At 76.3% G+C, this 24,538-nt stretch carries 10 protein-coding genes; 9 read left to right on the top strand and 1 reads right to left on the bottom strand.

The features are described 5' to 3' along the window. Positions 1–8: 8 nt before the first annotated feature. The 9 genes from ACFVGO_RS04170 (at position 9) to ACFVGO_RS04130 (ending at position 21,055) form a co-directional block, all read left to right on the top strand. Entirely contained in the window at positions 9–1,763 is a 1,755-nt protein-coding gene (locus ACFVGO_RS04170; RefSeq protein WP_380630810.1) for a non-ribosomal peptide synthetase, read from the top strand. After that, positions 1,760–2,539: a thioesterase domain-containing protein gene (locus ACFVGO_RS04165; protein ID WP_359898261.1), complete on the top strand. Its 780-nt coding sequence runs from the start codon at positions 1,760–1,762 to the stop codon at positions 2,537–2,539. The genes ACFVGO_RS04170 and ACFVGO_RS04165 overlap by 4 nt, the downstream gene beginning before the upstream one ends. After that, a complete protein-coding gene (locus tag ACFVGO_RS04160; RefSeq protein ID WP_359898260.1) occupies positions 2,539–3,723 on the top strand; it encodes a cytochrome P450 in 1,185 nt (394 codons plus the stop codon). The genes ACFVGO_RS04165 and ACFVGO_RS04160 overlap by 1 nt, the downstream gene beginning before the upstream one ends. 109 nt (positions 3,724–3,832) lie before the next feature. Further along, entirely contained in the window at positions 3,833–4,045 is a 213-nt protein-coding gene (locus ACFVGO_RS04155; RefSeq protein ID WP_189922088.1) for an MbtH family protein, read from the top strand. An 8-nt stretch (positions 4,046–4,053) separates the two neighbouring features. Next, positions 4,054–5,049 carry a TauD/TfdA family dioxygenase gene (locus ACFVGO_RS04150; protein WP_359898259.1) on the top strand — a complete coding sequence of 332 codons (996 nt, stop codon included), beginning with the start codon at positions 4,054–4,056 and terminating at the stop codon, positions 5,047–5,049. 66 nt (positions 5,050–5,115) lie between these two features. Further along, complete coding sequence (locus ACFVGO_RS04145) at positions 5,116–18,456, top strand: amino acid adenylation domain-containing protein (RefSeq protein WP_380630809.1); 13,341 nt, start codon at positions 5,116–5,118, stop codon at positions 18,454–18,456. Positions 18,457–18,462: 6 nt separating this feature from the next. Continuing rightward, on the top strand, positions 18,463–19,758 hold the full coding sequence (locus ACFVGO_RS04140; RefSeq protein WP_380356334.1) for an MFS transporter: 1,296 nt from the start codon (positions 18,463–18,465) through the stop codon (positions 19,756–19,758). Positions 19,759–19,827: 69 nt separating this feature from the next. Next, on the top strand, positions 19,828–20,676 hold the full coding sequence (gene ddaH, locus ACFVGO_RS04135) for a dimethylargininase (protein WP_380630808.1): 849 nt from the start codon (positions 19,828–19,830) through the stop codon (positions 20,674–20,676). A gap of 145 nt (positions 20,677–20,821) precedes the next feature. Next, entirely contained in the window at positions 20,822–21,055 is a 234-nt protein-coding gene (locus ACFVGO_RS04130; protein WP_380356328.1) for a hypothetical protein, read from the top strand. A gap of 31 nt (positions 21,056–21,086) precedes the next feature. Here the strand turns inward: ACFVGO_RS04130 and ACFVGO_RS04125 are convergent, their stop codons facing one another. Beyond that, complete coding sequence (locus ACFVGO_RS04125) at positions 21,087–24,338, bottom strand: BTAD domain-containing putative transcriptional regulator (RefSeq protein ID WP_380630807.1); 3,252 nt, start codon at positions 24,336–24,338, stop codon at positions 21,087–21,089. Positions 24,339–24,538 lie beyond the last annotated feature (200 nt).

Below are 24,538 nucleotides of genomic sequence, written 5' to 3'. Positions count from 1 at the left end.
GACCCGTCATGACCGATCTGCTGGACCGCCTGCGCGCCACCGTCGCCGCCCACCCCGGGCGCACCGCCGTGCTGGCCGGCGCCGACCGCCTGGACTTCGCCGAACTCGACCGCCGCACCGCCGCCCTGGCCCGCGCCCTGCGCGCCCTCGGCGTCGGCCGCGGCGACCGGGTCGGCGTCCACCTCGGCCGCACCGCCGACCTGCCGGTCGCCCTGCTCGCCGTCTGGCGGGCCGGCGCCGCCTACGTCCCGCTCGACCCGGCCTACCCCGCCGAGCGGCTCGCCTTCATGGCCACCGACGCCGGGCTCGCCGCCCTGATCAGCGCCGACGGCCTCCCGGCCGCCGAGGGCGTGCCGGTGCTGCGCCCGGACGCCGCCGCCGACGGGCCCGACCTGCCGGCCGGGGCGCACCCGCTCGACCCGGCCTACGTCATCCACACCTCCGGCTCCACCGGCCGCCCCAAGGGCGTCGAGGTGCCGCGCGGCGCCGTCGCCGCCCTGGTCGAGGCCCTGGAGGCCACCGGCGCCTACCGCGCCGAGCCCGGCGTGGTCGGCTGGAACGCCAGCGTCTCCTTCGACGCCTCCGTCCAGCAGTGGGCCCGGATCTGCCGCGGCGACACCGTCCTGGTCATCGGCGAGGAGCACCGCGCCGACCCGGCCCGGGTCGCCGCCCTGCTGGCCGAGCACGCCGTCACCGACCTCGACCTGACCCCCTCGCACTGGGAACTGCTGCGCGAGCCGCTCGCCGGCGCCCGGGTGCCGCGGCTGTTCATGGGCGGCGAGCCCGTCCCCGAGCGCACCTGGCGGGAGCTGGCCGACGGCGGCATCGACGCGCTCAACCTGTACGGGCCCACCGAGTGCACCGTCGACGCCGTCACCGCGCCGATCAGCGGCCCCGGGCCGCACCTGGGCGAACCGCTGCCCGGGGTGCGCCTGCACCTGCTGGACGAGAAGCTCGCCGCCGTCCCCGACGGCGTCGTCGGCGAGCTGTACCTGGCCGGGCCCGGACTCGCCCACGGCTACGTCGGCCGGTCCGCACTGACCGCCGAGCGCTTCGTCGCCGACCCGTCCGGCGGGCCGGGAGCCCGGATGTACCGCACCGGCGACCAGGCCCGGCGCGGCGAGGGCGGCCGGCTGGAGTACGTCGGCCGGGTGGACCGCCAGGTCAAGCTGCGCGGCTACCGGATCGAGCTCGGCGAGGTCGAGCACGCCCTGGCCCGGCTGACGGGCGTCCAGGCCGCCGCCGTCACCGTCCACGAGCCCGCCCCCGGCGACCGGCGCCTGGCCGGCTACGTCACCGGCGCCGTCACCGCCGCCGAGCTGACCGAGCGGCTGCGGGCCACCGTGCCCGCCCACCTGGTGCCCTCGGTGATCACCGTGCTGGACGCCCTGCCGCTCACCCCCAACGGCAAGGTCGACCTGGCGGCGCTGCCCGTCCCCGTCGCCCCCGCCGCCCCCGCACAGGAGGCGGCGGCCGGCACCGGCGGACTGGCGGAGCAGGTCGCCGAGGTCTGGAGCACCGTGCTCGGCGTCACCGGCGTCCGGCCCACCGACGACTTCTTCTCGCTCGGCGGCCACTCGATCGCCGCGCTGCGGGTCGTCCACCTGCTGCGCCGCCGGCTCGGCATCGAACTCCAGCTGCGCCACCTGCTCGACTCGGCCGACCTGGCCGCCTTCACCGCCACCGTCGGGCAGGCCGCCGCGGCCGGCGCCGCCGCCCCCCGGCCCGCCCTGACCGCCCGCGCCCGGGCGGCCGGCGCATGACCACCGCGCTGCGGGTGCGGCCCCGCGTCGAGGGGGACTGGCTGTTCGTCCCAGTGCCCCAACCCCACCGCCCCTACCGGCTGTTCTGCTTCCCGCACGCCGGGGGCGACGCCACCGCCTACACCCCGCTGGCCCGCGCCCTCGCCCCGGCCGCCGAGGTCTGGGCACTGCGACCGCCGGCCCGCGGCGGCAGGCTCGGCCACCCGATGCCCGCGAGCTTCGACCTGCTGGTCGACGCCGTCCTGGAGGCCCTCACCCCGCACCTGACCGGCCGGTTCGGCTTCTACGGGCAGAGCTTCGGCGCCCTGCTCGGCTACGAGGTCGCCCGGGCGCTGCCCGCCGAGCGGCGCCCCGAGCTGGTCGTCGCCGCCGCCGCCTCGCCGCCCGCCGCCTGGGCCGGGGCGGACCGCCCCCGGTACACCGCCGACGAACTGCTGCGGCTGGCCGGGATGGGCGAACTCGTCGAGGGCGACGCCGACCTGAAGGAGAACGCGCTGCGCGGCATCCGCACCGACCTGGCCGTGGTCGACACCTACCGGCCCCGGCCCCACCCGCCGATCGGCTCCGCCCTGCACACCGTCGTCGGCGTCGAGGACCCCCTCCTCGCCGTGGGCGGCCTCGAAGGCTGGGCCGCCCACACCCGCGGCGGCTCCGGCCACCACGTCGTCCCCGGCGGCCACCTGCTCGCCACCGTCGACCGGCCCGGCCCGGTCGACCTGCTCTCCTCCCTCATCGCGCGGCCCGGCGCCGCCCACCAGTCCACGACGGAGCACTGATGCCAACCACCACCGCGGTCGACCTCACCGACCCCGACCTGTGGGCCCGCCCCGACACCCCCGCGCTGGTCGCGGAGCTGCGCCGGGAGTCCGCCGTCCACCGCACCGACACCGTCGACGACGGGCAGGTCTGGTCGGTGCTCTCCTACCGGCACTCCGCCGAGGTGCTGCGCAACGCCGCCCTCTACAGCTCCGAACAGGGCTCGCTGCTCGGCGCCGGCGAGGGCAACGTCCCGGTCGGCTCCGGCCGGATGATGGCCCTCACCGACCCGCCCCGGCACCGCGAACTGCGCGCCCCCGCCAACCCGTTCTTCGCCCCCGGCCCGGTGCGCGGCGCCGCCCGCGGCATCACCGACCTCGCCGCCTCGATCGTCGAGAAGGCCGTCGAACTGGGCGAGGTCGACCTCGTCGACGCCGTCTCCGCCCTCCCGCTGTCCGTCATGTGCGACCTCCTGGACGTCCCCGAGCAGGACCGCGAGATGGTCGAACGGGTCTGCGACGTCGCGTTCCTCGGCAACACCCCCGAGGAGCGCCGGGCCGGCCACCAGCAGCTCATCCCGTACCTGCTGCACCAGGTGATGCTGCGCCGGACGAACCCGAAGGACGACCTGATCAGCAAGATGGCGACCTACCGGGTCGGCGGCAAGCTGCTGCCGGTCGAGGACGTCGTGCTCAACCTGGACAACATCGTGGTCGGCGGCGTCCAGACGGTCCGTCACACCGCCGCCATGGGCCTGCACACCCTCACCCGGAACCCGGAACTGTGGCGGAAGCTGCAGCGCGGCGAGGTCGGCATGGACTCGGCCCTGGACGAACTCCTGCGCTGGACCTCGGTCGGGCTGCACACCCTGCGCACCGCGAGCCGGGACACCGAACTCGACGGCCACACCATCCGGCGCGGCGACCGGGTCGCCGTCTGGGTGTGGTCCGCCAACCGGGACCCGGAGGCCTTCGACCGGCCCGAGGAGATCCTGCTCGACCGCAGCCCCAACAAGCACCTCGCCCTCGGCCTCGGCGCCCACTACTGCATCGGCGCACCGCTGGCCAAGGCCGAACTCGGCGCCCTGTTCACGGCGATGCTGGAACGCGTCGCCGTCATCGAACCGACCGGGCCGGTCACCCACAACCGCTCGATCATCAACTTCGGCCTGGACCGCTTCCCGGTCCGCCTCCTCCCGCGCTGACGTCCGGCGCCGGCAGCCACCCGCACCGAACTGCCGCGTACCTGCCTCGCCTCCTGCCGTTGCGGGCCCCGGGCCGCCCGTACCTTCGAATCAACCCAAGGAGGACACCATGAGCAACCCGTTCGAGGACGACAACGCCGGCTACCTGGTCCTGGCCAACGACGAGAACCAGCACTCCCTCTGGCCGGTCTGGATCGACGTGCCCGCCGGCTGGACCACCGTCCACGGCGAGGACACCCGCCAGGGCTGCCTCGACTACATCGAGGCCAACTGGACCGACATCAGGCCCGCCAGCCTGGTCGCCTCCCTCGCCCACCAGTGAGCGCGACCATGCCGACCTGGGAACTGAACCCCGGCCGCCCGGCCCTCGCCCACGCCCCGCGCACCGCCGACCTCGGCGAGGCCTGCGACTGGCTGCGGGAGAACGAGACCGAGCTCACCGACGCCCTGCACCGCCACGGCACGATCTTCCTGCGCGGCCTGCCGGTCGCGAGCACCGAGGACGTCGCGGCCGTGCGCGACGTGCTCATCCCCGAGCGCACCCCCTACCGCGAGAAGGCCACCCCGCGCAGCGACTACGGCAACGGGGTCTTCTCCTCGACCGACCTGCCGCCGGCCCAGCCGATCCGGATGCACAACGAGAACAGCTACACCCTCACGTTCCCCGGCCGGCTGCTCTTCGCCTGCCTGATCGCCCCCGAGGAGGGCGGGGCCACCCCGACCGCCGACTGCCGCAAGGTGCTCGACCACCTGCCGGCACACCTGGTCGAGCGGGGGCGGACCTCCGGCTGGACGCTCACCCGCGCCTACTCGGACTACGTCTCCCTCGGCTGGCGCACCGCCTTCGCCACCGAGGACCCCGCCGAGGTCGAGGCCTACTGCCGGGAGAACGGCATCACCTGCGAGTGGCGCCCGGACGGCAACCTGCGCACCAGCCAGCTGCGCCCCGCCACCATCCACCACCCGCGCACGGGTGAGGAGGTCTGGTTCAACCACCTCGCGTTCTGGAACGAGTGGTCGCTCGACCCGGACATCCACGAGGCGATGACCGAGGAGTTCGGCCCGGACGGCCTGCCGTTCAACACCGGATTCGGTGACGCCGAACCGCTCGGGAGCGCCGACGTCGACGCCCTCAACGAGGCGTACCACGCCGCGACCGTTCGCGAGCGGTGGCAGGTCGGCGACGTGATGCTGGTCGACAACGTGCTCTGCGCACACGGCCGGGACCCGTACCGCGGCGACCGCAGGATCGCCGTCTCGATGGGACAGCCGGTCGACGTCCTGGACTGCCGGCCCAGCGTCCGCCCGGACCTGGCCGCCGTCTGACCGCCGACCGACCGCCCCCATCCCGAACACCCCGTGCCGTGCCGTGACGTGAGTAGAGGAAGCACCGTGATCCCGGTTTCGTACGCCCAACAGCGTCTCTGGCTGATCGACCAGATCGAGGGGCCGACCGCGCTGTACAACCTGCCGTTCGCCCTGCGCCTGCGCGGCGAGCTCGACACCGCCGCGCTGCGCGCCGCGACGGCGGACGTGGTCGCCCGGCACGAGGCCCTCCGCACGGTGTTCCCGGTGGTCGGGGGAGTCCCGGTGCAGCGGATCCTGCCCGCCGAGGAGGCGCGGCCGCGCTTCCTGGTGCTGGACCGCGCACCGGCCGACTACCCCGCCCACCGGGACGCGGCCGCCGCCGAGACCTTCGACCTGAGCCGCGAACTGCCCATCCGGGTCACGGTGTTCACCCTCTCCCCGACCGAGCACGTGCTGCTCGTCGTGCTCCACCACATCGCCGGCGACGGCTGGTCGCTCGGCCCCCTGCTGCGCGACCTCGCCGAGGCCTACCGGGCCCGCCTCGCCGGCGGCGCCCCGTCGTGGGAGCCGCTGCCGATCCAGTACGCCGACTACGCGCTCTGGCAGCGCGACCTGCTCGGCGACGAGCACGACCCCGAGAGCCTGCTCGCCCGTCAACTCGACTACTGGCGGACCGCGTTGGCGGGCCTGCCGGAGGAACTGGAGCTGCCGACCGACCGCCCCCGACCGCCCGCCCCCACCGGCGCCGCCGACTCCGTCGACCTCGCCTGGGACGCCGGCCTGCACACCGCCCTGCTCACCCTCGCCCGCACCCACCGCACCACCCTGTTCACCGTCCTCCAGGCCGGCCTGGCCGCCCTGTTCACCCGGCTCGGCGCCGGCACCGACATCCCGCTCGGCACCGGCGTCGCCGGGCGCGCCGACGAGGCCCTGGACGACCTGGTCGGCTTCTTCGTCAACTCCCTGGTGCTGAGGGCCGACACATCCGGCGACCCGAGCTTCGCCGAACTGCTCGGCCGGGTCCGGGAGGCCCAGCTCGACGCCTTCGCCCACCAGGACCTCCCCTTCGAGCGCCTCGTCGAGGAGCTCAACCCGCCCCGCGCGCTCGGCCGCCACCCGCTGTTCCAGACCCTGCTGGTGCTGCAGAACCACGGGCAGGACGCCGCACCCGACCTGCCCGGGCTGGAGAGCGCACCGGAACCGATCGGCCTGCGCGTCGCCAAGTTCGACCTCAACATCGGCATCGCCGAACAGCACGGCCCGGACGGCGCCCCCGCCGGGCTCACCGGCTCGATCGAGTACGCCGCCGACCTCTACGACCGCGCCACCGTCACCGCCCTCGCCGACCGGCTCGGCCGGCTGCTGGCCGGCGCCGCCGCCGACCCGCAGGCGCCCATCGCCACCCTGGACGTGCTCGCCCCCGAGGAGCGCACCCGCATCCTCGTCGAATGGAACGCCACCGACGCCCCCCGGTGGAGCGGCACCCTCGTCGAGTCCTTCGAGCGCCGGGCCGACCGCACCCCGCACGCCACCGCCCTCGTCCACGACGGCGGCACCCTGACCTACGCCGAACTCGACACCCGCGCCAACCGCCTCGCCCACCACCTCACCGCCCTCGGCGTCGGCCCCGAGACCCCCGTCGCGATGCTGATGGAGCGCTCCGCCGACGTCGTCGTCGCCACCCTGGCCGTCCTCAAGGCCGGCGGCTGCTACGTCCCCATGCACCCCGGCCTGCCGCCCGAGCGGATGACCGGCGTGCTCGCCGACACCGGCGCCCCCGTGCTGCTCACCGACCGCGCCGACCCGGGCTTCCCGCACGGCGCCGCCGTGGTCCGCCCCGGCGACGAGGCCGGCGCCCCGGCCCACCGCCCCGGCGTGCCCGTCCACCCGGACCAGCTCGCCTACGCGATGTACACCTCCGGCTCCACCGGCCGCCCCAAGGGCGTCGCCGTGCGCCACCGCGACGTGCTCGACCTCGCCGCCGACCGGCGCTGGCAGGACGGCCGCCACCAGCGCGTCCTGCTGCACTCCCCGCACGCCTTCGACGCCGCCACCTACGAGATCTGGACGCCGCTGCTGGCCGGCGGCACCGTCGTGGTCGCCCCGCCCGGCGCCCTCGACGCCACCGCCCTGCACGCCGTCACCACCCGCCACGACGTCACCGCCGTCTTCCTCACCAAGGCCCTGTTCGACCTCGTCGCCGAGCAGGCCCCGGAGACCTTCGCCGCCCTGCGCGTCGTCTGCACCGGCGGCGAGGCCGCCTCCGGGGTGCTGCTGCGCCGGGTCCTGGAGGCCTGCCCCGGGCTGCTGCTCGCCCACGTCTACGGCCCCACCGAGACCACCACCTTCGCCACCCACCACCCGCTCGCCCCCGCCGACCTCGACGGCCCCCGGGTGCCGATCGGCGGCCCGCTCGACAACATGCGCAGCTACGTCCTCGACGCCCGGCTGCGCCCCGTCCCGCCCGGCGTCCCCGGCGAGCTGTACCTCGCCGGCGCCGGCCTGGCCCGCGGCTACCTGGGCCGTCCCGGCCTGACCGCCGAACGCTTCGTCGCCTGCCCGTACCTGCCCGGCGGCCGTATGTACCGCACCGGGGACCTGGTGCGGCTGCGCGCCGACGGCGCCGTGGAGTTCCTCGGCCGGATCGACGGGCAGGTCAAACTGCGCGGCTTCCGGATCGAACTCGGCGAGATCGAGGCGGCGCTGTCCCGCCACCCCGCCGTCCGCCAGGTCATCGTGATCGCCCGCGAGGACCGCCCCGGCGACACCCGGCTGGTCGCCTACTGCACCGCCGAGGACTCGCTCGCCCCGGCCGAGCTGCGCGCCTTCGCCGGCACCGTGCTGCCCGGCTACATGGTCCCCGCCGTGGTCGTCCTGCTGGACGCGCTGCCGCTCAACGCCAACGGCAAGGTCGACCGCCGCGCCCTGCCCGCCCCCGACCTCGCCGCCGACGACACCGGGCGCGCCCCCCGCGACGAGCGCGAACGGGTGCTCTGCGAGCTCTACGGCGAACTCCTCGGCATCGACGACATCACCATCGACGACGACTTCTTCGCCCTCGGCGGCCACTCCCTGCTCGCCACCCGCCTGGTCGGCCGGGCCCGCACCGAGCTCGGCGTCGAACTCGCCATCGGCGACCTCTTCCAGGCCCCGACCGTCGCCGGGCTCGCCGACCGGCTCGCCGACCGCGCGACCGGCACCCCCGCCCCGGCCCGCCCGGCGCTGCGGCCCGTCGTCCGGCCCGAGCGGGTGCCGCTCTCCTTCGCCCAGCGCCGGCTCTGGTTCCTGGCCCGGGCCGACGGCCCCTCGGCCACCTACAACGTCACCCTCGCCCTGCGGCTGCGCGGCCCGCTCGACCCCGCCGCCCTGGAGGCCGCCCTCGGCGACGTCGTGCACCGGCACGAGGCCCTGCGCACCGTCTTCGGCGAGCACGACGGCACCCCGTACCAGCGGGTCCTCGACGCCCCCGCGACCGGCCTGCTCACCGTCACCGACCGCCCGAGCGACGAACTCGCCGGCCACACCTTCGACCTCGCCACCGACCTCCCGGTCCACGCCTACCTGCGGCCCGAGGGGGCCGAGGAGCACGTGCTGGTCCTGGTCGTCCACCACATCGCCGGGGACGGCGCCTCGCTGGGCCCGCTCTACCGCGACCTCACCGACGCCTACCGGGCCCGCCTCGCCGGCGACGCCCCGCCGTGGGAGCCGCTGCCCGTCCAGTACGCCGACTACGCGCTCTGGCAGCACGAACTGCTCGGCGACGAGGACGACCCCGAGAGCCCGCTCTCCCGCCAGCTCGCCCACTGGCGCGAGGCGCTGGCCGGCGCGCCCGAGGAACTCCCGCTGCCGCTGGACCGCCCCCGCCCGCCGGTCGCCACCCACCGCGGCGCGGTCGTCCCGCTGGAGTTCGACGCCGACCTGCACGCCCGGCTCGCCGAGCTCGCCGCCGAGCACGGCGTGACCCTCTTCATGGTCCTGCGGGCCGCGTACGCCACCCTGCTGCACCGCTTCGGCGCGGGCACCGACCTGCCCATCGGCACCCCGCTGGCCGGCCGCCTCGACGAGGCCGTGCAGGAGCTGGTCGGCTTCTTCGCCAACACCCTGGTGCTGCGCACCGACCTGTCCGGCCGCCCGAGCTTCGCCGAGCTGCTGGCGAGGGTCCGGGAGAGCGACCTGGCCGCCCACGCGCACCAGGACGTGCCCTTCGAGCGCCTGGTGGAGGAGCTGAACCCGACCCGCTCGACCGCCTGCCACCCGCTGTTCCAGGTGATGCTGGCCTTCGCGGGCGCCGCCGAGGACGGCCCGGACCTGCCCGGCGTGACGGTGACGGAGGAGCCGGTCGACTTCGGGACGGCCACCTTCGACCTCACCCTGCGCCTGGTCGAGCGGCAGGGCGCCGAGGGCGCCGCCGCGGGGCTGGCCGGCGTCCTGGAGTACGCCACCGACCTGTTCGACCGCGAGAGCGCCGAACAGCTGGCCGCCGCCCTGGAGTCGGTCCTCCGCCAGGTCGCCGCCGACCCCCGGCGGTCCGTCGCCGAGCTGGACGTCCTGCCCGCCGGGCGGCGCGCCGCGGAGGCGGCCGACCACACCCCGCCGCCCGCGACGGTGCCCCTGGTGCCGGCCGTCTTCGAGGCACAGGCCGCGGCCACCCCGGACGCGGTGGCCCTGGTCTGCGGCGAGCTCTCGCTGACCTTCGCCGAGCTGAACGCCCGCGCCAACCGGCTCGCCCACGCGCTGATCGCCCGGGGCATCGGCCCCGAGCGCGTGGTGGCGCTGGCCCTGCCGCGCTCGGCCGAGACGGTGGTGGCCGTCCTCGCGGTGCTCAAGGCCGGCGGCGCCCACCTGCCGCTGGACGCCGAGTACCCGGCCGAGCGGACGGCGCACATGCTGGCCGAGGCCCGCCCGGCGCTGGTGCTCACCGACGACCGCTGGCCGCTGCCCGAGGTGCTCGACGGGCACCCCGCGCTCGACCTCGCCGAGGGCGCGGAAGGCCCGCAGACCGACCCGGCCCCGCGGGCCACGGCGGCCGACGCCGCCTACGTCATCTTCACCTCCGGCTCCACCGGCCGCCCCAAGGGCGTCGTGGTGCCGCACGGCGGCATCGCCGCCCTGCTGGCCGCCCACCGCGCGGGCGTGATGGCCGGGGTCGCCCGGCAGCGCGTCGCGCTCACCGCCTCGCTCTGCTTCGACGCCTCCTGGGACGGCCTGCTGTGGCTGGTCGCCGGCCACGAGCTGCACCTGATCGGCGGCGACGTGCGGCGCGACGCCCGGGCCCTGGTCCGCCACACGCGCCGGCAGGGCATCGGCGTCCTGGAGGTGACGCCCTCCTACGCCGAGCAGCTGATCGAGGAGGGCCTGCTGGAGGAGCCCGCGCCGGCCCTGGTGCTGCTCGGCGGCGAGGCCGTCGGCCAGGCGCTCTGGACGCGGCTGCGCGAGGCCCCGGGCACCGCCGCCCACAACCTCTACGGCCCGACCGAGTGCACCGTCGACGCCCTGACCCACCCGCTGGAGGCCACCGGGCGGCCCGTCCTCGGACGCACCGTCGCCGGCACCCGCTGCCACGTCCTCGACGAGTACCTCAACCCCGTCCCGGCGGGGGTGCCGGGGGAGCTGTACCTCGCGGGCGCCGGCCTGGCCCGCGGCTACCTGGCGCGGCCGGGCCTGACGGCGGAGCGCTTCGTGGCCTGCCCGTTCGAGCCGGGCGCGCGCATGTACCGCACCGGGGACCTGGTGCGCCGCACCCGTGACGGGGAGCTGGAGTACCTCGGCCGCACCGACCACCAGGTGAAGATCCGCGGCTTCCGGATCGAACTGGGCGAGATCGAGCGCGCCCTGACCGCCCACCCGCGGGTGCTCCAGGCCGCCGTCCTGCCCGACGGGGACGGGCTGCGCCTGGTCGCGTACGTGGTCGCCGACGGCCCGCTCGACCCGGCCGAGCTGCGCGCCACCGCCGCCCGGACGCTGCCCGGCTACATGCTGCCGGCCGCGATCGTGCCGCTGGACGCGCTGCCGCTGAACGCCAACGGCAAGCTGGACCGGTCCGCCCTCCCGGCACCGGACTTCGGGGCGCTGTCGGCCGGCCGGGCGGCGCGCACCCCGCAGGAGGAGATCCTGTGCGGGCTGTTCGCGGAGGTGCTCGGCCTGGAGGGCGTCGGTATCGACGACGACTTCTTCGACCTCGGCGGCCACTCGCTGCTGGCCACCAAGCTGCTCAGCCGGGTGCGGGCGGCGCTGGGTGCCGAGTTGGGGATCCGGGACGTCTTCGAGGCGCCGAGCGCGGCCGGGCTGGCCGCCCGCCTGGGCGCCGGCTCCGAGCGGGCGGCGCTCGGTACGGGCCGTGAGCGCCCCGACCGCGTCCCGCTGTCCTTCGCCCAGCAGCGCCTGTGGCTGATCGACCGGATGGAAGGCCCGAGCGCCCTCTACAACGCGCCGCTGGCGCTGCGCCTGACGGGGGAGCTGGACGCCGCCGCGCTGGAGCTCGCCCTCGGCGACGTGGTCGCCCGGCACGAGAGCCTGCGCACCCTGATCGAGGAGTTCGACGGCACCCCCTACCAGCGCGTCCTTCCGGCCGGGGAGGCCGTGGTCCCGCTCGACACCCGGGACTGCCCCGCCGACGAGGTGGCCGCCACGGTGGCCGGGCTGTGCCGCCACGCCTTCGACCTGCGCACCGAACTCCCCGTCCGCGCCGCCCTGCTGCGGGTCGCGGCCGAGGAGCACGTGCTGGTCCTGGCGCTGCACCACATCGCCAGCGACGGCTGGTCCCTCGGCCCGCTGGTCCGCGACCTCACCGGCGCCTACGCGGCCCGCACCGAGGGCACCGCCCCCGGCCGGGCGCCGCTGCCCGTCCAGTACGCCGACTACGCGCTCTGGCAGCGCGAGCTGCTCGGCGAGGAGAGCGACCCCGAGAGCCTGGCGGCCCGCCAGCTCGCCCACTGGCGCGAGACCCTGGCGGACCTCCCGGACGAGGCGACGCTGCCGCTGGACCGCCCCCGCCCGCCCGTCGCCTCCCACCGCGGCGACCGGGTGGCGCTCACCCTGGACGCCGAGTGCCACCGCGAACTGGTCGCCCTCTCCCGGGCCCACCGGGTCACCCTGTTCATGACCGTGCAGGCGGCCCTCGCCGCGCTGCTCACCCGCCTCGGCGCGGGCACCGACGTCCCGATCGGCTCGGTGGTGGCCGGGCGCTCCGACGAGGCGCTGGACGAGCTGGTCGGCTTCTTCGTCAACACCCTGGTGCTGCGCACCGACACGTCCGGGAACCCGAGCTTCGCCGAACTGCTCGGCCGCGCCCGGGAGACCGCCCTCGGCGCCTACGCCCACCAGGACGTGCCGTTCGAGCGCCTGGTGGAGGAGCTCAGGCCGGCCCGCTCGCTGGCCCGCCACCCGCTGTTCCAGATCATGCTGGTGCTCCAGAGCAACGAGCGGGCCGAGCCGGCCACGGCGGGCCTGCACGTCGAGCCGCTCGCGGCGGGCAACGGCTCCGCCAAGTTCGACCTCAGCCTGATCGCCGAGGAGTCCTTCGGCCCCGACGGCGAGCCCGCCGGGATCGACTGCGCCCTCGACTACGCCACCGACCTCTTCGACCGGGAGACCGTCGAGGCCGTCGCCGTGCGCCTCGGCCGGCTGCTGGCGGCGGTGGCCGCCCGGCCCGAGCTGCCGATCGGCCGGATCGAGCTGCTGTCGGCCGAGGAGCGCGCCGCGCTCCCGACCGCCGGCGCCGCCCTGCCGGACGAACTCCCGCTGCTGCCCGCCGCTTTCGCGGCCCAGGCCGCCCGCACCCCGGAGGCCGTCGCGCTGGTCTGCGGCGAGGTCCGGCTGACCTTCGCCGAACTGGACACCCGGGCCGAACGGCTCGCCCACCGCCTGCGGGCCGCGGGCGCCGGGCGGGAGTCGGTGGTCGCCCTCGCCCTTCCGCGCTCGGCGGAGACGGTGGTCGCCATGCTCGCCGTGCACAAGGCCGGCGGCGCCTACCTGCCGCTGGACGCCGAGTACCCGGCCGAGCGCACCGCCCACATGCTCGCCGACGCCCGACCGGCGCTCGTCCTCACCGACGACCGCTGGCCGCTGCCCGAGGTGCTGGCCGGCCAGGCCGTCCTGGACGCCGCCCCGCCGACCGACGTCGCCCCGCCGGCCGAGGCCGCCGAGGGCGCCGCGCCCGACCCGGGGCGGTGCGCCCTCGACCCGGGCGACGCCGCCTACGTCATCTACACCTCCGGCTCCACCGGCCGCCCCAAGGGCGTCGTGGTGCCGCACGGCGCCGTCGCCGCCCTGCTCGCCGCCCACCGCGCCGGCCTGATCCGGGGCACCGAGGAGGCCCACGGCCGGCAGCGGATCGCGCTCACCGCCTCGCTCTGCTTCGACGCCTCCCTGGAGCCCCTGCTCTGGATGTTCGCCGGGCACGAGCTGCACCTGATCGGCGACGAGCTGCGCCGCGACCCGGCCGCGCTGGTCCGCCACACGGCCGCCGCCGGGATCGACGCCCTGCACCTCACCCCGTCCTACACCGAGCAGCTGATCGAGGAGGGGCTGCTGGACGCACCCGCGCCGCGCCTCCTGCTGCTCGGCGGCGAGGCCGTCGGCCAGGCACTGTGGCAGCGGCTGCGGGAGCACCCCGACACCGCCGGCCACAACTTCTACGGTCCGACCGAGGCCACCGTCTACGCGCTGACCCAGCCGTTCGACGCGGCGCGGCGCCCCGGTCTCGGCGGCCCGGTCGCCGGGGTGCGGGCGTACCTCCTGGACGAGTACCTCAACCCCGTCCCGGTGGGGGTGCCGGGGGAGCTGTACCTCGCGGGCACCGGCCTGGCCCGCGGCTACCTGGCGCGGCCGGGAATGACGGCGGAGCGCTTCGTCGCCTGCCCGTTCGAGCCGGGCGCGCGCCTCTACCGCACCGGGGACCTGGCCCGCCGCACCCGCGACGGCGGCTTCGAGTACCTCGGCCGCACCGACCACCAGGTGAAGATCCGCGGCTTCCGGATCGAACCCGGCGAGATCGAGCAGGTGCTGGCCCGCCACCCCGCCGTCCGCCAGGCCGTGGTCACCGTCCGGGAGAGCGGCACCGGCGACCGGCGCCTGGTCGCCCACTGCGCGGTGGGCCACCGCGCGGCGGGCCGGGAGACGCCCGAACTCGCCGTCGAACTGCGGCGCTTCGCCGCCGGGGCGCTGCCCGGCTACATGGTGCCGGCCGCCGTCGTCCTGCTCGACACCCTGCCCCTGACGGGCAGCGGCAAGGTCGACCACCGGGCGCTGCCCGAACCGGACTTCGGGGCGCTGTCGGCCGGCCGGGCGGCGCGCACCCCGCAGGAGGAGATCCTGTGCGGGCTGTTCGCTGAGGTGCTCGGCCTGGAGGGCGTCGGCATCGACGACGACTTCTTCGACCTGGGCGGCCACTCGCTGCTCGCCACCAAGCTGCTCAGCCGGGTGCGGGCGGCGCTGGGTGCCGAGTTGGGCATCCGGGACGTCTTCGAGGCGCCGAGCGCGGCCGGGCTGGCCGCCCGCCTGGGCACCGGCTCGCGGCGACCGGCACTGAGCGCGGCGGGCGAACGCCCGGAGCGCGTCCCGCTGTCCTTCGCCCAGCAGCGCCTGTGGCTGATCGACCGGATGGAAGGCCCGAGCGCCCTCTACAACCTGCCGCTCGTCCTGCGCGTGGCGGGCGAGCTGGACGCCGCCGCGCTGGAGCTCGCCCTCGGCGACGTGGTCGCCCGGCACGAGAGCCTGCGCACCCTGATCGAGGAGTTCGACGGCACCCCCTACCAGCGGATCCTGCCCGTCGAGCAGGCCCGCGTCCGGGTCGAGCTGCTGCCGCCCGGCACCGAGCCGGCGAGCTGCACGGACCGTCCCTTCGACCTGGCCGCCGACCTGCCCGTCCGCGCCCACGTCATCCCGGCCGGGCCCGGGGAGCACCTGCTCGCCCTCGTCCTGCACCACATCGCCGGGGACGGCTGGTCGATGGGCCCGCTGCTGCGCGACCTCGCCACGGCCTACGCGGCCCGCACCGGCGGCGCGGCCCCGCAGTGGGCGCCGCTGCCCGTCCAGTACGCCGACTACGCGCTCTGGCAGCGCGAACTGCTCGGCCGGGAGGAGGACGGGGAGAGCCTGCTCGCCCGCCAGCTCGGCCACTGGCGCGAGGCGCTGGCCGGCCTGCCCGAGGAGCTGTCGCTGCCCGTCGACCGGCCGCGCCGCGCGGCCGCCTCGCACCGCGGCGAGCGGGTCGTCGTCCCGTACGGCGCGGAACTCCACCGCGCTCTCGGCGAGTTGTCGCGCCGGCACCGGGTGACGATGTTCATGACGGTGCAGGCGGCCCTCGCCGCGCTGCTCACCCGCCTCGGCGCGGGCACCGACATCCCGATCGGCTCGGTGGTGGCCGGGCGCGGCGACGAGGCGCTGGACGAGCTGGTCGGCTTCTTCGTCAACACCCTGGTCCTGCGCACCGACACGTCCGACGATCCGAGCTTCACCGAGCTGCTGGCCCGCGTCCGGGAGACCCAACTCGACGCCCACGCCCACCAGGACGTGCCCTTCGAACGCCTGGTGGAGGAGCTGAACCCGGCCCGCTCGCTGGCCCGCCACCCGCTCTTCCAGGTGATGCTGCTGCTGGAGGGCCGGGGCGACTCGGCGCCGCTCGCCGCGGCCGGCCTGGACGCCTCGGCGGTGTCCTCCGCCGGGACGGTCGCCAAGTTCGACCTGAGCGTGGGCCTCGGCGAGTCCTTCGACGCGGACGGCGCACCCGTCGGCCTGGAGTGCGCGATCGACTTCGCCACCGACCTCTTCGACCGGGAGACGGTCGAGGCGATCGCCGTGCGCCTCGGCCGGCTGCTGGCGGCGGTGGCCGCCCGGCCCGAGCTGCCGATCGGCCGGATCGAGCTGCTGTCGGCCGAGGAGCGCGCCGCGCTCCCGACCGCCGGCGCCGCCCTGCCGGCCGAACTCCCGCTGGTCCCGGCCGCCTTCGCGGCCCAGGCCGCCCGCACCCCGGAGGCGGTCGCGCTGGTCTGCGGCGAGGTCCGGCTGACCTTCGCCGAGCTGAACGCCCGCGCCAACCGGCTCGCCCACCACCTGATCGGGCGGGGCATCGGACCCGAGTCCGTGGTCGCCCTCGCCCTGCCGCGCTCGGCGGAGACGGTGGTCGCCATGCTCGCCGTGCACAAGGCCGGTGGCGCCTACCTGCCGCTGGACGCCGACCACCCGGCCGACCGCACCGCCCGCACCCTCGCCGACGCGGCCCCCGCCCTCGTCCTCACCGACGACGGCTGGCCCCGGCCCGAGGCGCTGGCCGGCACCCCCGTGCTGGCCCTCGCCGAGGCCACCGGGTCGGACACCGATCCGGCCCCGCGCGCCTCGGCCGGCCACGCCGCCTACCTGATCTACACCTCCGGCTCCACCGGCCGCCCCAAGGGCGTCGTCGTCCAGCACGGCAGCCTCGCCGCCCTGCTGGCCGTCCACCGGGCCGGGCCGATCGCCGCCGCCGAGGCCGCGCACGGCCGACTGCGCGTCGCGCTCACCGCCTCGCTCTGCTTCGACGGGTCGCTGGAGAGCCTGCTCTGGCTGTTCGCCGGGCACGAGCTGCACCTGATCGGCGACGAACTGCGCCGCGACCCGGCCGCGCTGGTGCGGTACGTGCGCGCGGAGGGCATCGGCGCCATGGACGTCACCCCGTCCTACGCCGAGCAGCTCCTCGCCGAGGGCCTGCTGGAGGGCGCCGCCCCGGCCGTCCTGGTGCTGGGCGGCGAGGCCGTCGGCCAGCAGCTCTGGACGAGCCTGCGCGCGGCGCCGGGCACCACCGCCTACAACCTGTACGGCCCGACCGAGGCCACCGTCTACGCCCTCGGCCGGCCGCTCGGCGGGGCGGAGCGCCCCGGTCTCGGCGGCCCGGTCGCCGGGGTGCGGGCGTACCTCCTGGACGAGTACCTCAACCCCGTCCCGGCGGGCGTGCCCGGGGAGCTGTACCTGGCCGGCCCGGGCCTGGCCCGCGGCTACCTGGGCCGCCCCGGCCTGACGGCGGAACGCTTCGTCGCCTGCCCGTTCGAACCGGGCGTGCGCATGTACCGCACCGGGGACCTGGCCCGCCGCACCCGCGACGGGGAGCTGGAGTACCTCGGCCGCACCGACCACCAGGTGAAGATCCGCGGCTTCCGGATCGAACTCGGCGAGATCGAGCACGTGCTGACGCTCCACCCGCGGGTCGGCGCCGCCGCCGTGCTGCCCGCCGCGGACGGACTGCGCCTGGTCGCCTACGTGGTGGCCGACGGCCCGCTCGACCCCGCCGAACTGCGCGCCTTCGCCGCCGGCCACCTGCCCGGCTACATGCTGCCCGCCGCCGTCGTCCCGCTGGCCGCGCTGCCGCTCACCGGCAGCGGCAAGCTCGACCGGACGGCGCTGCCCGCACCGGACTTCGGGCAGCTCGCCGGCGGCCGCGCCGCCCGGACGCCGCAGGAGTCGATCCTGTGCGGGCTGTTCGCGGAGGTGCTCGGCCTGGAGGCCGTCGGCATCGACGACGACTTCTTCGACCTCGGCGGCCACTCCCTGCTCGCCATGAAGCTGCTCGCCGAGGTCCGCGGCGCCCTCGGCACGGACCCCGGCATGCGGGCGCTGTTCGAGACACCCACCGTGGCCGGGCTCGCCCGACGGCTCGGCCACGGCCCGGCGCCCGACGCGCTGGACGTCCTGCTGCCGCTGCGCGCCGGCGGCGACCGGCCCCCGCTGTTCTGCGTCCACCCGGCGGCCGGCATCAGCTGGGTCTACTCCGGGCTGTTGCGCCACCTCGGCCCCGAGCAGCCGGTGTACGGCCTCCAGGCCCGGGGCCTGCGCGGCGACGCGCCGGCGAGCGTCGCCGAGATCGCCGAGGACTACGTGCGGCAGATCCGCGCGGTGCGTCCCGACGGCCCGTACCACCTGCTGGGCTGGTCCTTCGGCGCGGTGGTCGCGCAGGAGATGGCCGTGCGGCTGCGGGCCGAGGGCGCCGAGGTCGGCCTGCTGGCCCTGCTCGACGGCGCCCCGGCGGTCCGCACCGCCGACGCCCCGCCCGTCGAAACCGCCGACACCCTCGCGGAGTTGCTGCACTCGCTCGGCCACGACCCGGCGGACGGCCGGGGACTCGCCGATCTGCGGGCCGTGCTCGGGGAGGCCGTGGCCGTGCTGCCGGAGGTCTTCGACCGGCACCGCAAGCTGATGGCCGAGCACGTGCCGGCCCGCTACCGGGGGGACGCCGTCTTCTTCGGGGCGACCACCGGCAAGCCCGCCGACTGGCCGTACGAGCAGAGCTGGCGGCCGTACCTGGACGGCCGGATCGAGAGCCACCGCCTGGCCTGCGCCCACGGCGAGCTGACCCGGCCGCAACCCCTCGCACGGATCGCCGCCGTGCTGACCGAGAAGCTGCACACCGAGAAGCCGCACACCGAGAAGCGGCACACCCAGAAGCCGGGAGCGTGACCCGCGATGACCACCACCGTCCCGATCGAATCACCGGCGCCGCCGGAGCGGCCGCGCGGCCGGTGGGGCCTGTGGGCCCAGGGGGACTTCCGCCGGCTCTGGATCGGTGAGACCACCAGCACCCTCGGCACGGCCGTCGGAAGCGTGGCACTGTCCCTGGTGGCCGTGGTCACCCTGGGCGCCGGCCCCTTCGCGGTGGGCGTGATCAACGCCGCCGCCTGGCTGCCCTGGCTGTTCCTCGGCCTGCCGGCCGGAGCCTGGGTGGACCGCTGGCCCCGGCTGCGGGTGATGCTGGTCTGCGACCTGCTGCTGCTCGTCCTCTTCGCCAGCGTCCCGGTGTCCGCGTGGCTGGGGGCGCTCTCCCTCGCCCAGCTGGTGGTGGTGGCCCTGCTGACCGGGGCGGTGAAGGTGTTCTTCTCCACCGCCTACGGGGCGGTGCTGCCCACCCTGGTGGCGAAGGCCGACCTGCTGGAGGCCAACGTCAAACTGCGCTCCGGGGCCTCGGCGGCGGAGATCGCCGGCCCGGGCGCGGCCGGTCTGCTCGCGCAGGCCTTCGGCGCCGCCAGCGGGATGCTCGCCGACTCGCTCACCTACCTGGTGTCGGCGTTCTGCCTGCGGCGGATCAGGACGGAGGAGCGCCCCCCGCCGGTGTCCGAACGGCGCGGCATCCCGCGCGAGATCGGCGAGGGCGTCCGGTTCCTGCTGCGCGATCCCTACCTGCGCACGTTCGCCTGCTTCGCGGCGGTCGGCAACCTGGGACTGAACGGCATCCAGGCCGTGCAGACGGTCTTCCTGGTGCGCAGCGTGGGGATCGAACCGGGCGCGGTGGGCGCGGTGTTCGCGCTGGTGAGCGTCGGCGGGCTGGCCGGTGCGATGCTGGCCGGGCGGATCGCCCGCAGGCTGGGCACCGCGCGCGGGCTGCTGGTCTGCGAGCTGGTGGTCGCGCCCTTCATCCTGCTGCTGCCGCTGGCGGGCGAGCGGCTGCCGCTCGTGGTCAGCGCGCTCGCCTGGGCCGTCGCGGTCTGCGGCGTGGTGGCGGGCAACGTCCTGGCCGGCAGCTTCTCCCAGGCCTACTGCCCGCCCGAGATGATCGGCCGGATCAGGGCCAGCTCCGCGACCCTCAACTACGGCGCGATCCCGGTGGGAGCCCTGCTCGGCGGCTGGCTCGGCGAGGTGATCGGCGCCCGCGGCACCATCTGGCTGATGGCGGGCGTGCTGCTCTCGGCCGGCGGGGTGCTGCTGGCCAGCCCGCTGCGCGGCCTGCGCGACTTCCCGACCCGGCCGTCGGACCCCGCCGCCTGACCGCGCCGCCCCGCCCCATCCCGCGCCACCTCGCGCCACCTCCCGATCCGCCCTCACCCGGAGGCCCCGATGACCCGCACCGCCCGCCCGCGCCACTACCTGATGTGCCGTCCGACCCACTTCGAGGTCAGCTACGCGATCAACCCGTGGATGGACCCCGCCAAGCCGGTGGACACCGACCTCGCCGTCGCCCAGTGGGAGCGGCTGTACGCCCTCTACGGCGAGCTCGGCCACCGGGTCGACCTGATCGACCCGCTGCCCGGCCTGCCCGACATGGTCTACGCGGCCAACGGCGCCACCGTGGTGGACGGCAAGGTGCTCGGCGCGCGCTTCCGCAACGCCGAGCGGGCCGCCGAGGGCCCGGCCTACCTGGAGTGGTTCCGCGCCCGGGGCTTCGAGACGCGCGATCCGGAGCACGTCAACGAGGGCGAGGGGGACCTGCTGCTGACCGCGGGCTCCGTGCTGGCCGGGCGGGGCTTTCGCAGCGTGGCCGACGGGCACGCGGAGGCCCAGGAGTTCTTCGGCCGGCCGGTGATCGGGCTGGAGCTGGTCGACCCGCGCTACTACCACCTGGACACCGCGCTCGCCGTGCTCGACGGCGACGAGATCATGTACAACCCGGAGGCCTTCTCGGCCGGCAGCCGTGCCGTCCTGCGGCGGCTGTTCCCGGACGCGCTGCTGGTGGGCGGCGAGGACGCGGCGGTGTTCGGCCTCAACGCGGTGAGCGACGGCCTGCACGTGGTGCTGCCGGAGGCGGCCGTCGGCCTGGCCGCGCGGCTGCGCGAGCGCGGCTTCCGGCCGATCGGGATGGACCTCAGCGAGCTGCTCAAGGGCGGCGGCAGCGTGAAGTGCTGCACCCTGGAGATTCGTTCGGAGTTCCGTTCGGAGATTCGTTCGGAGAACCGTTCGGAGGTCTGAGAAGCGGCTCGGCCGGGCACCGGTGATCAGTGGTGACCACCGGTGCTCGGCTGTAGATCGGCCGTTGACCGCCCCCGGCCAGACTGGTGCCACACCACGACGGAACCCCTTCCCCCCGGGGAAGCGACCCAAGGGAGCACCAGAGATGACGCAGCGTCCGGCCACCGCCCGTACCCGCCTGCGGCTGTTCACGGTCGGCCTCGGGGTGGTCGTCGCCCTGGGCGCGGGCCTCTCCGCCACGGCCGCCGTGGCGGAGTCGGCCGGCACCGGGACGGCGACGGTGGTGAGCGGCGACGCGACGCCGACGGCCGTCCCCACCCCGACCCCGACCAGCACCGGGCACGGCAGCACCGGCGACTGGAACAGCACCGGCTCCTGAGCGTGCCGAAGCCGGGCGCAGGATCGTTTCTTCAGCAGCCCGACGAGAGCCGGTCGGCGGCCCGCCGCCCCTTCGGGACCGAGGGAGCCGACGGGACCGACGGAGCCGATACGGCCGGCGGAGCCGATACGGCCGACGGAGCCGGCGCGGCCGATGCGGCAGAACCCTCCCGCGCGGACAGCAGCCCCGCCACCTCCGCCGCCTCCGGCAGCCCCAGCCGGACGAAGATCCGGTGCGCCTCCCGCAGCCGGCCGCCCGCCTCGGCCTCCCGCCCGAGGTCGGCCAGGGTCCGGCCCAGCACCACCAGCGCGTGGCCCTGGTCCCGTTCGGCACCCAGCTCCTCGCACAGCTCCAGCGACTGCCCGGCGTGCTCCAGCGCCTCGTCCGTCCGGCCCAGCGACCGCAGACTGTCCGCCATCCGGTAGCGGGCGTGCGCCGCCCGGGCCCGCAGACCGGCCGCCGAGGCCACCGCCAGGCACTCGCCGAACCAGGTGACCGCCTCCTCGTGCCGCCCCAGCCCGTGCAGCGCCAGCCCCAGCACGTACAGCGTGTACGCCCGGCCCGGATCGTCGTGCCGGGTCCGCAGTTCGGCCAGCGCCTCGTGGCAGATCGGCACCGCCTCGGCGGCCCGCCCGCTGCGCACCCGGGCCAGCGCCGCGTTCACCGTCGTCACCAGCGCCCCGGAGCGGTGGCCGAGTTCGCGGGCCAGCAGCAGCGCCTCGTCGTAGTGCCCGACGGCCTCGTCGTAGCGGCTGAGGAACTGGCAGACCAGGCCGAGGTCGTTCAGCGCCTGGCGCAGGATCACCGTGTCGCCCGCCGAGCGGGAGGCGGCCACCGCCAGCCGGGAGGCCGCCTCCGCCTCCTCCAGCCGGGTGGCGGCCAGGGCGACGTTGCCGCGGAGGAAGTGCGCCCGGCCAGCTGCCCGGTGGTCGGCGCGGTGGACCGCGGCGGCGGCCAGGGCCTCTGCGGTGGTGGCCAGCTGACGGCTGGGCGGGGCGAGGACGAACGGCGTGAGCGCGATCAGCAGATCGATCGCGGCGCGCAGCGGCTCGGGCCCCGGGCCCTGCCCCGGCCCGTGTGTCGGGCCATGCGTCGGCGCGGGGCCGTCGGCAGCGGCGGGCGGGGCGGCCGCGGCGTCGTCCGCGACGGTCCAGCCCGCCACCTGGGCGGCCAGCGCGATCGCCCCGGAACCCTCCGCCTCGGCCCAGGCCCGCGCCCCGTCCGGGCCGTCCAGCGGAACGCCCGCGCTGCGGGCGGGCCCCAGCGCGCCGGCCGCCGGATCCCCGGGAACGGCGTGCTGGAAGGCCGTGCACGCGGTGGCCAGCAGGTGGTCGAGCATCCGGTCGCGGGCCGCCACCGCCGCGCCGGGATCGTCCGGACGGCGCCGGGCGAACGCGCGCAGCAGGTCGTGGAAGCGGTAGCGGCCGGGGAAGGGCGACTCCATCATCGCCACGTCCACCAGGGCCTCCAGCAGGTCCTCGGCGTCGTACTCGTCGAGGTCCAGCAGGGCGGCCGCGGCCTGCAGTCCGAGGTCCGGACCGTCCACCGAGGCGGCCAGCCGGAACGCCCGGGCCTGGGCGGGCGTCAACTGGCGGTAGCTCAGCTCGAAGGCGGCCGCCACCTCCAGGTCGCCGATGCGCAGCTCGTCGATCCGGCGGCGCTCGACCGCCAGCCGGCGGCCCAGCGTCTGCACCGTCCAGCTCGGCCGGGCGGCCAGCCTGGCCGCCACGATCCGCACCGCGAGCGGGAGGTGGCCGCAGACGAGCAGCAGCTCCCGGGCGGCCTCGGCCTCGGCGGACAGCCGTTCGGCGCCGATGGTGCGGCCCAGCAGTTCGAGCGCCTCCTCGGGTTCGAAGACGCCCAGGTCGGCCTGGACGGTCGCGGGCAGTCCGGACAGCCGGGTGCGGCTGGTGGTGAGCACGGCGCAGCCGACCGCGCCCGGCAGCAGCGGTCTGATCTGCGCCGTGTCGTGGACGTTGTCGAGCACCAGCAGCAGCCGCCGGCCGTCCACCACCGAGCGGAACAGCGCCGAGCGGGCGTCCAGTCCGTCCGGCACCGCGTCGGCCTGCACGCCGAGCGCCACCAGGAAGCCGCTGAGCACCGCCTCCGGGTCGGCCGGGGTGGCGTCGGCGCCCCGCAGGTCGACGTAGAGCTGCCCGTCCGGGTAGGCCTCGCGCACCCGGTGGGCGACGTGCAGGGCCAGCGCGGTCTTGCCGACCCCGCCCATGCCGACCACGGTCGCGATCGCCAGCGCCTGCTGGCCGGGCGCGCCGAGGGCCCCGCCCAGCCGCTCCACCAGCACCGTACGGCCGGTGAAGTCGGCCGCGTCGGGCGGGAGCTGGGCCGGTCTGGGGGCCGGCACGCCGTTCCCGGCCGGGGCGGCGGCGGGTGCGTCCGGCGCCGCGGGTCCGCCGGCCGGCTCCGGCGATCCGGCCCCGGGCGCGGTCCGCTCCGCCGGGCCGGGCACGGGCGCGGCCGGCCCGGGCAGGGCGGACACCGGCCGCAGGACCGGCGCCGGGGCGGCCAGCGCCGGGTCGCCCTCCAGGATCCGCTGGTGCAGCAGGTCCAGCTCCGCTCCGGGCGCCACGCCCAGCTCGGCCAGGAACAGCTGACGCGCGCCGCGGAACACCGCCAGCGCGTCCGCCTGCCGCCCGGCCTGGTACAGCGCGCGCATCAGCAGCCCGTACGCCCGCTCGTGCAGCGGGTGTTCGGTGGTCAGCGAGGTCAGCTCCGGGATGCACCGGGAGTAGCGGCCGAGCGCCAGGTCCAGGGCGATCCGCTCCTCCAGCAGGGTCAGCCGCAGCTCCTGGAGCCGCTGGCGCTGGCGCTGCGCGAACGGGCCGGGGATGCCGGCCAGCGGCTCGCCCTGCCACAACTCCAGTGCCTGGTTCAGCAGATCACGTGCCTGCTGCGGCTGCCCGGCGGCCGCCGTGCGCTCGGCCTGCGCCGCCAGCTCCTCCGCCTGCGCGGCGTCCACCGCGTGCTTGGGCAGCACCAGCCGGTAGCCGTCCCCGACCGAGGTCAGTACGGTCGGCGCGTCCGGTTCCTCGCCGTGCAGCACCTTGCGCCACCGCCAGGCGTACGTGCGCACCGTCGTCATCGCGGTGCCCGGCGGCTCCTCGCCCCACAGGGCGTCGATCAGGTCGGTGGCGCTCGCGCCGTGGCCCGGCCGCAGCAGCAGCACCGCCAGCATCGCCTGCTGCTGGGGGCTGCCCACCTTCAGCGCGGTCGCGCCGCGCTGCGCTCTCATCAGTCCCAGCACCGAGAACCGGAAATCATCCATCCCTGCACCTGCCCGCCTCATGTGCTCGCCCCCGTCCGCGCACGTGCCGCCCCCCGATTCGATGAGCCCCTATCAACCCACGGCACCCCGCGGATGTCGAGGGATCATCGACCCGGTGGTGATCCGGCGTTGATCGGCCGTGACCACAATCGACGGTGTGGCGCCCGCAGTCGGCCCGGCCCCGACCGCCGGACCCGCCA

It is taken from the genome of Kitasatospora sp. NPDC057738, assembly GCF_042798815.1.
GTDB classification, from domain to species: Bacteria; Actinomycetota; Actinomycetes; order Streptomycetales; family Streptomycetaceae; genus Kitasatospora; species Kitasatospora lactacystinica.
This window is presented reverse-complemented; position numbering and strand designations above follow the sequence as displayed.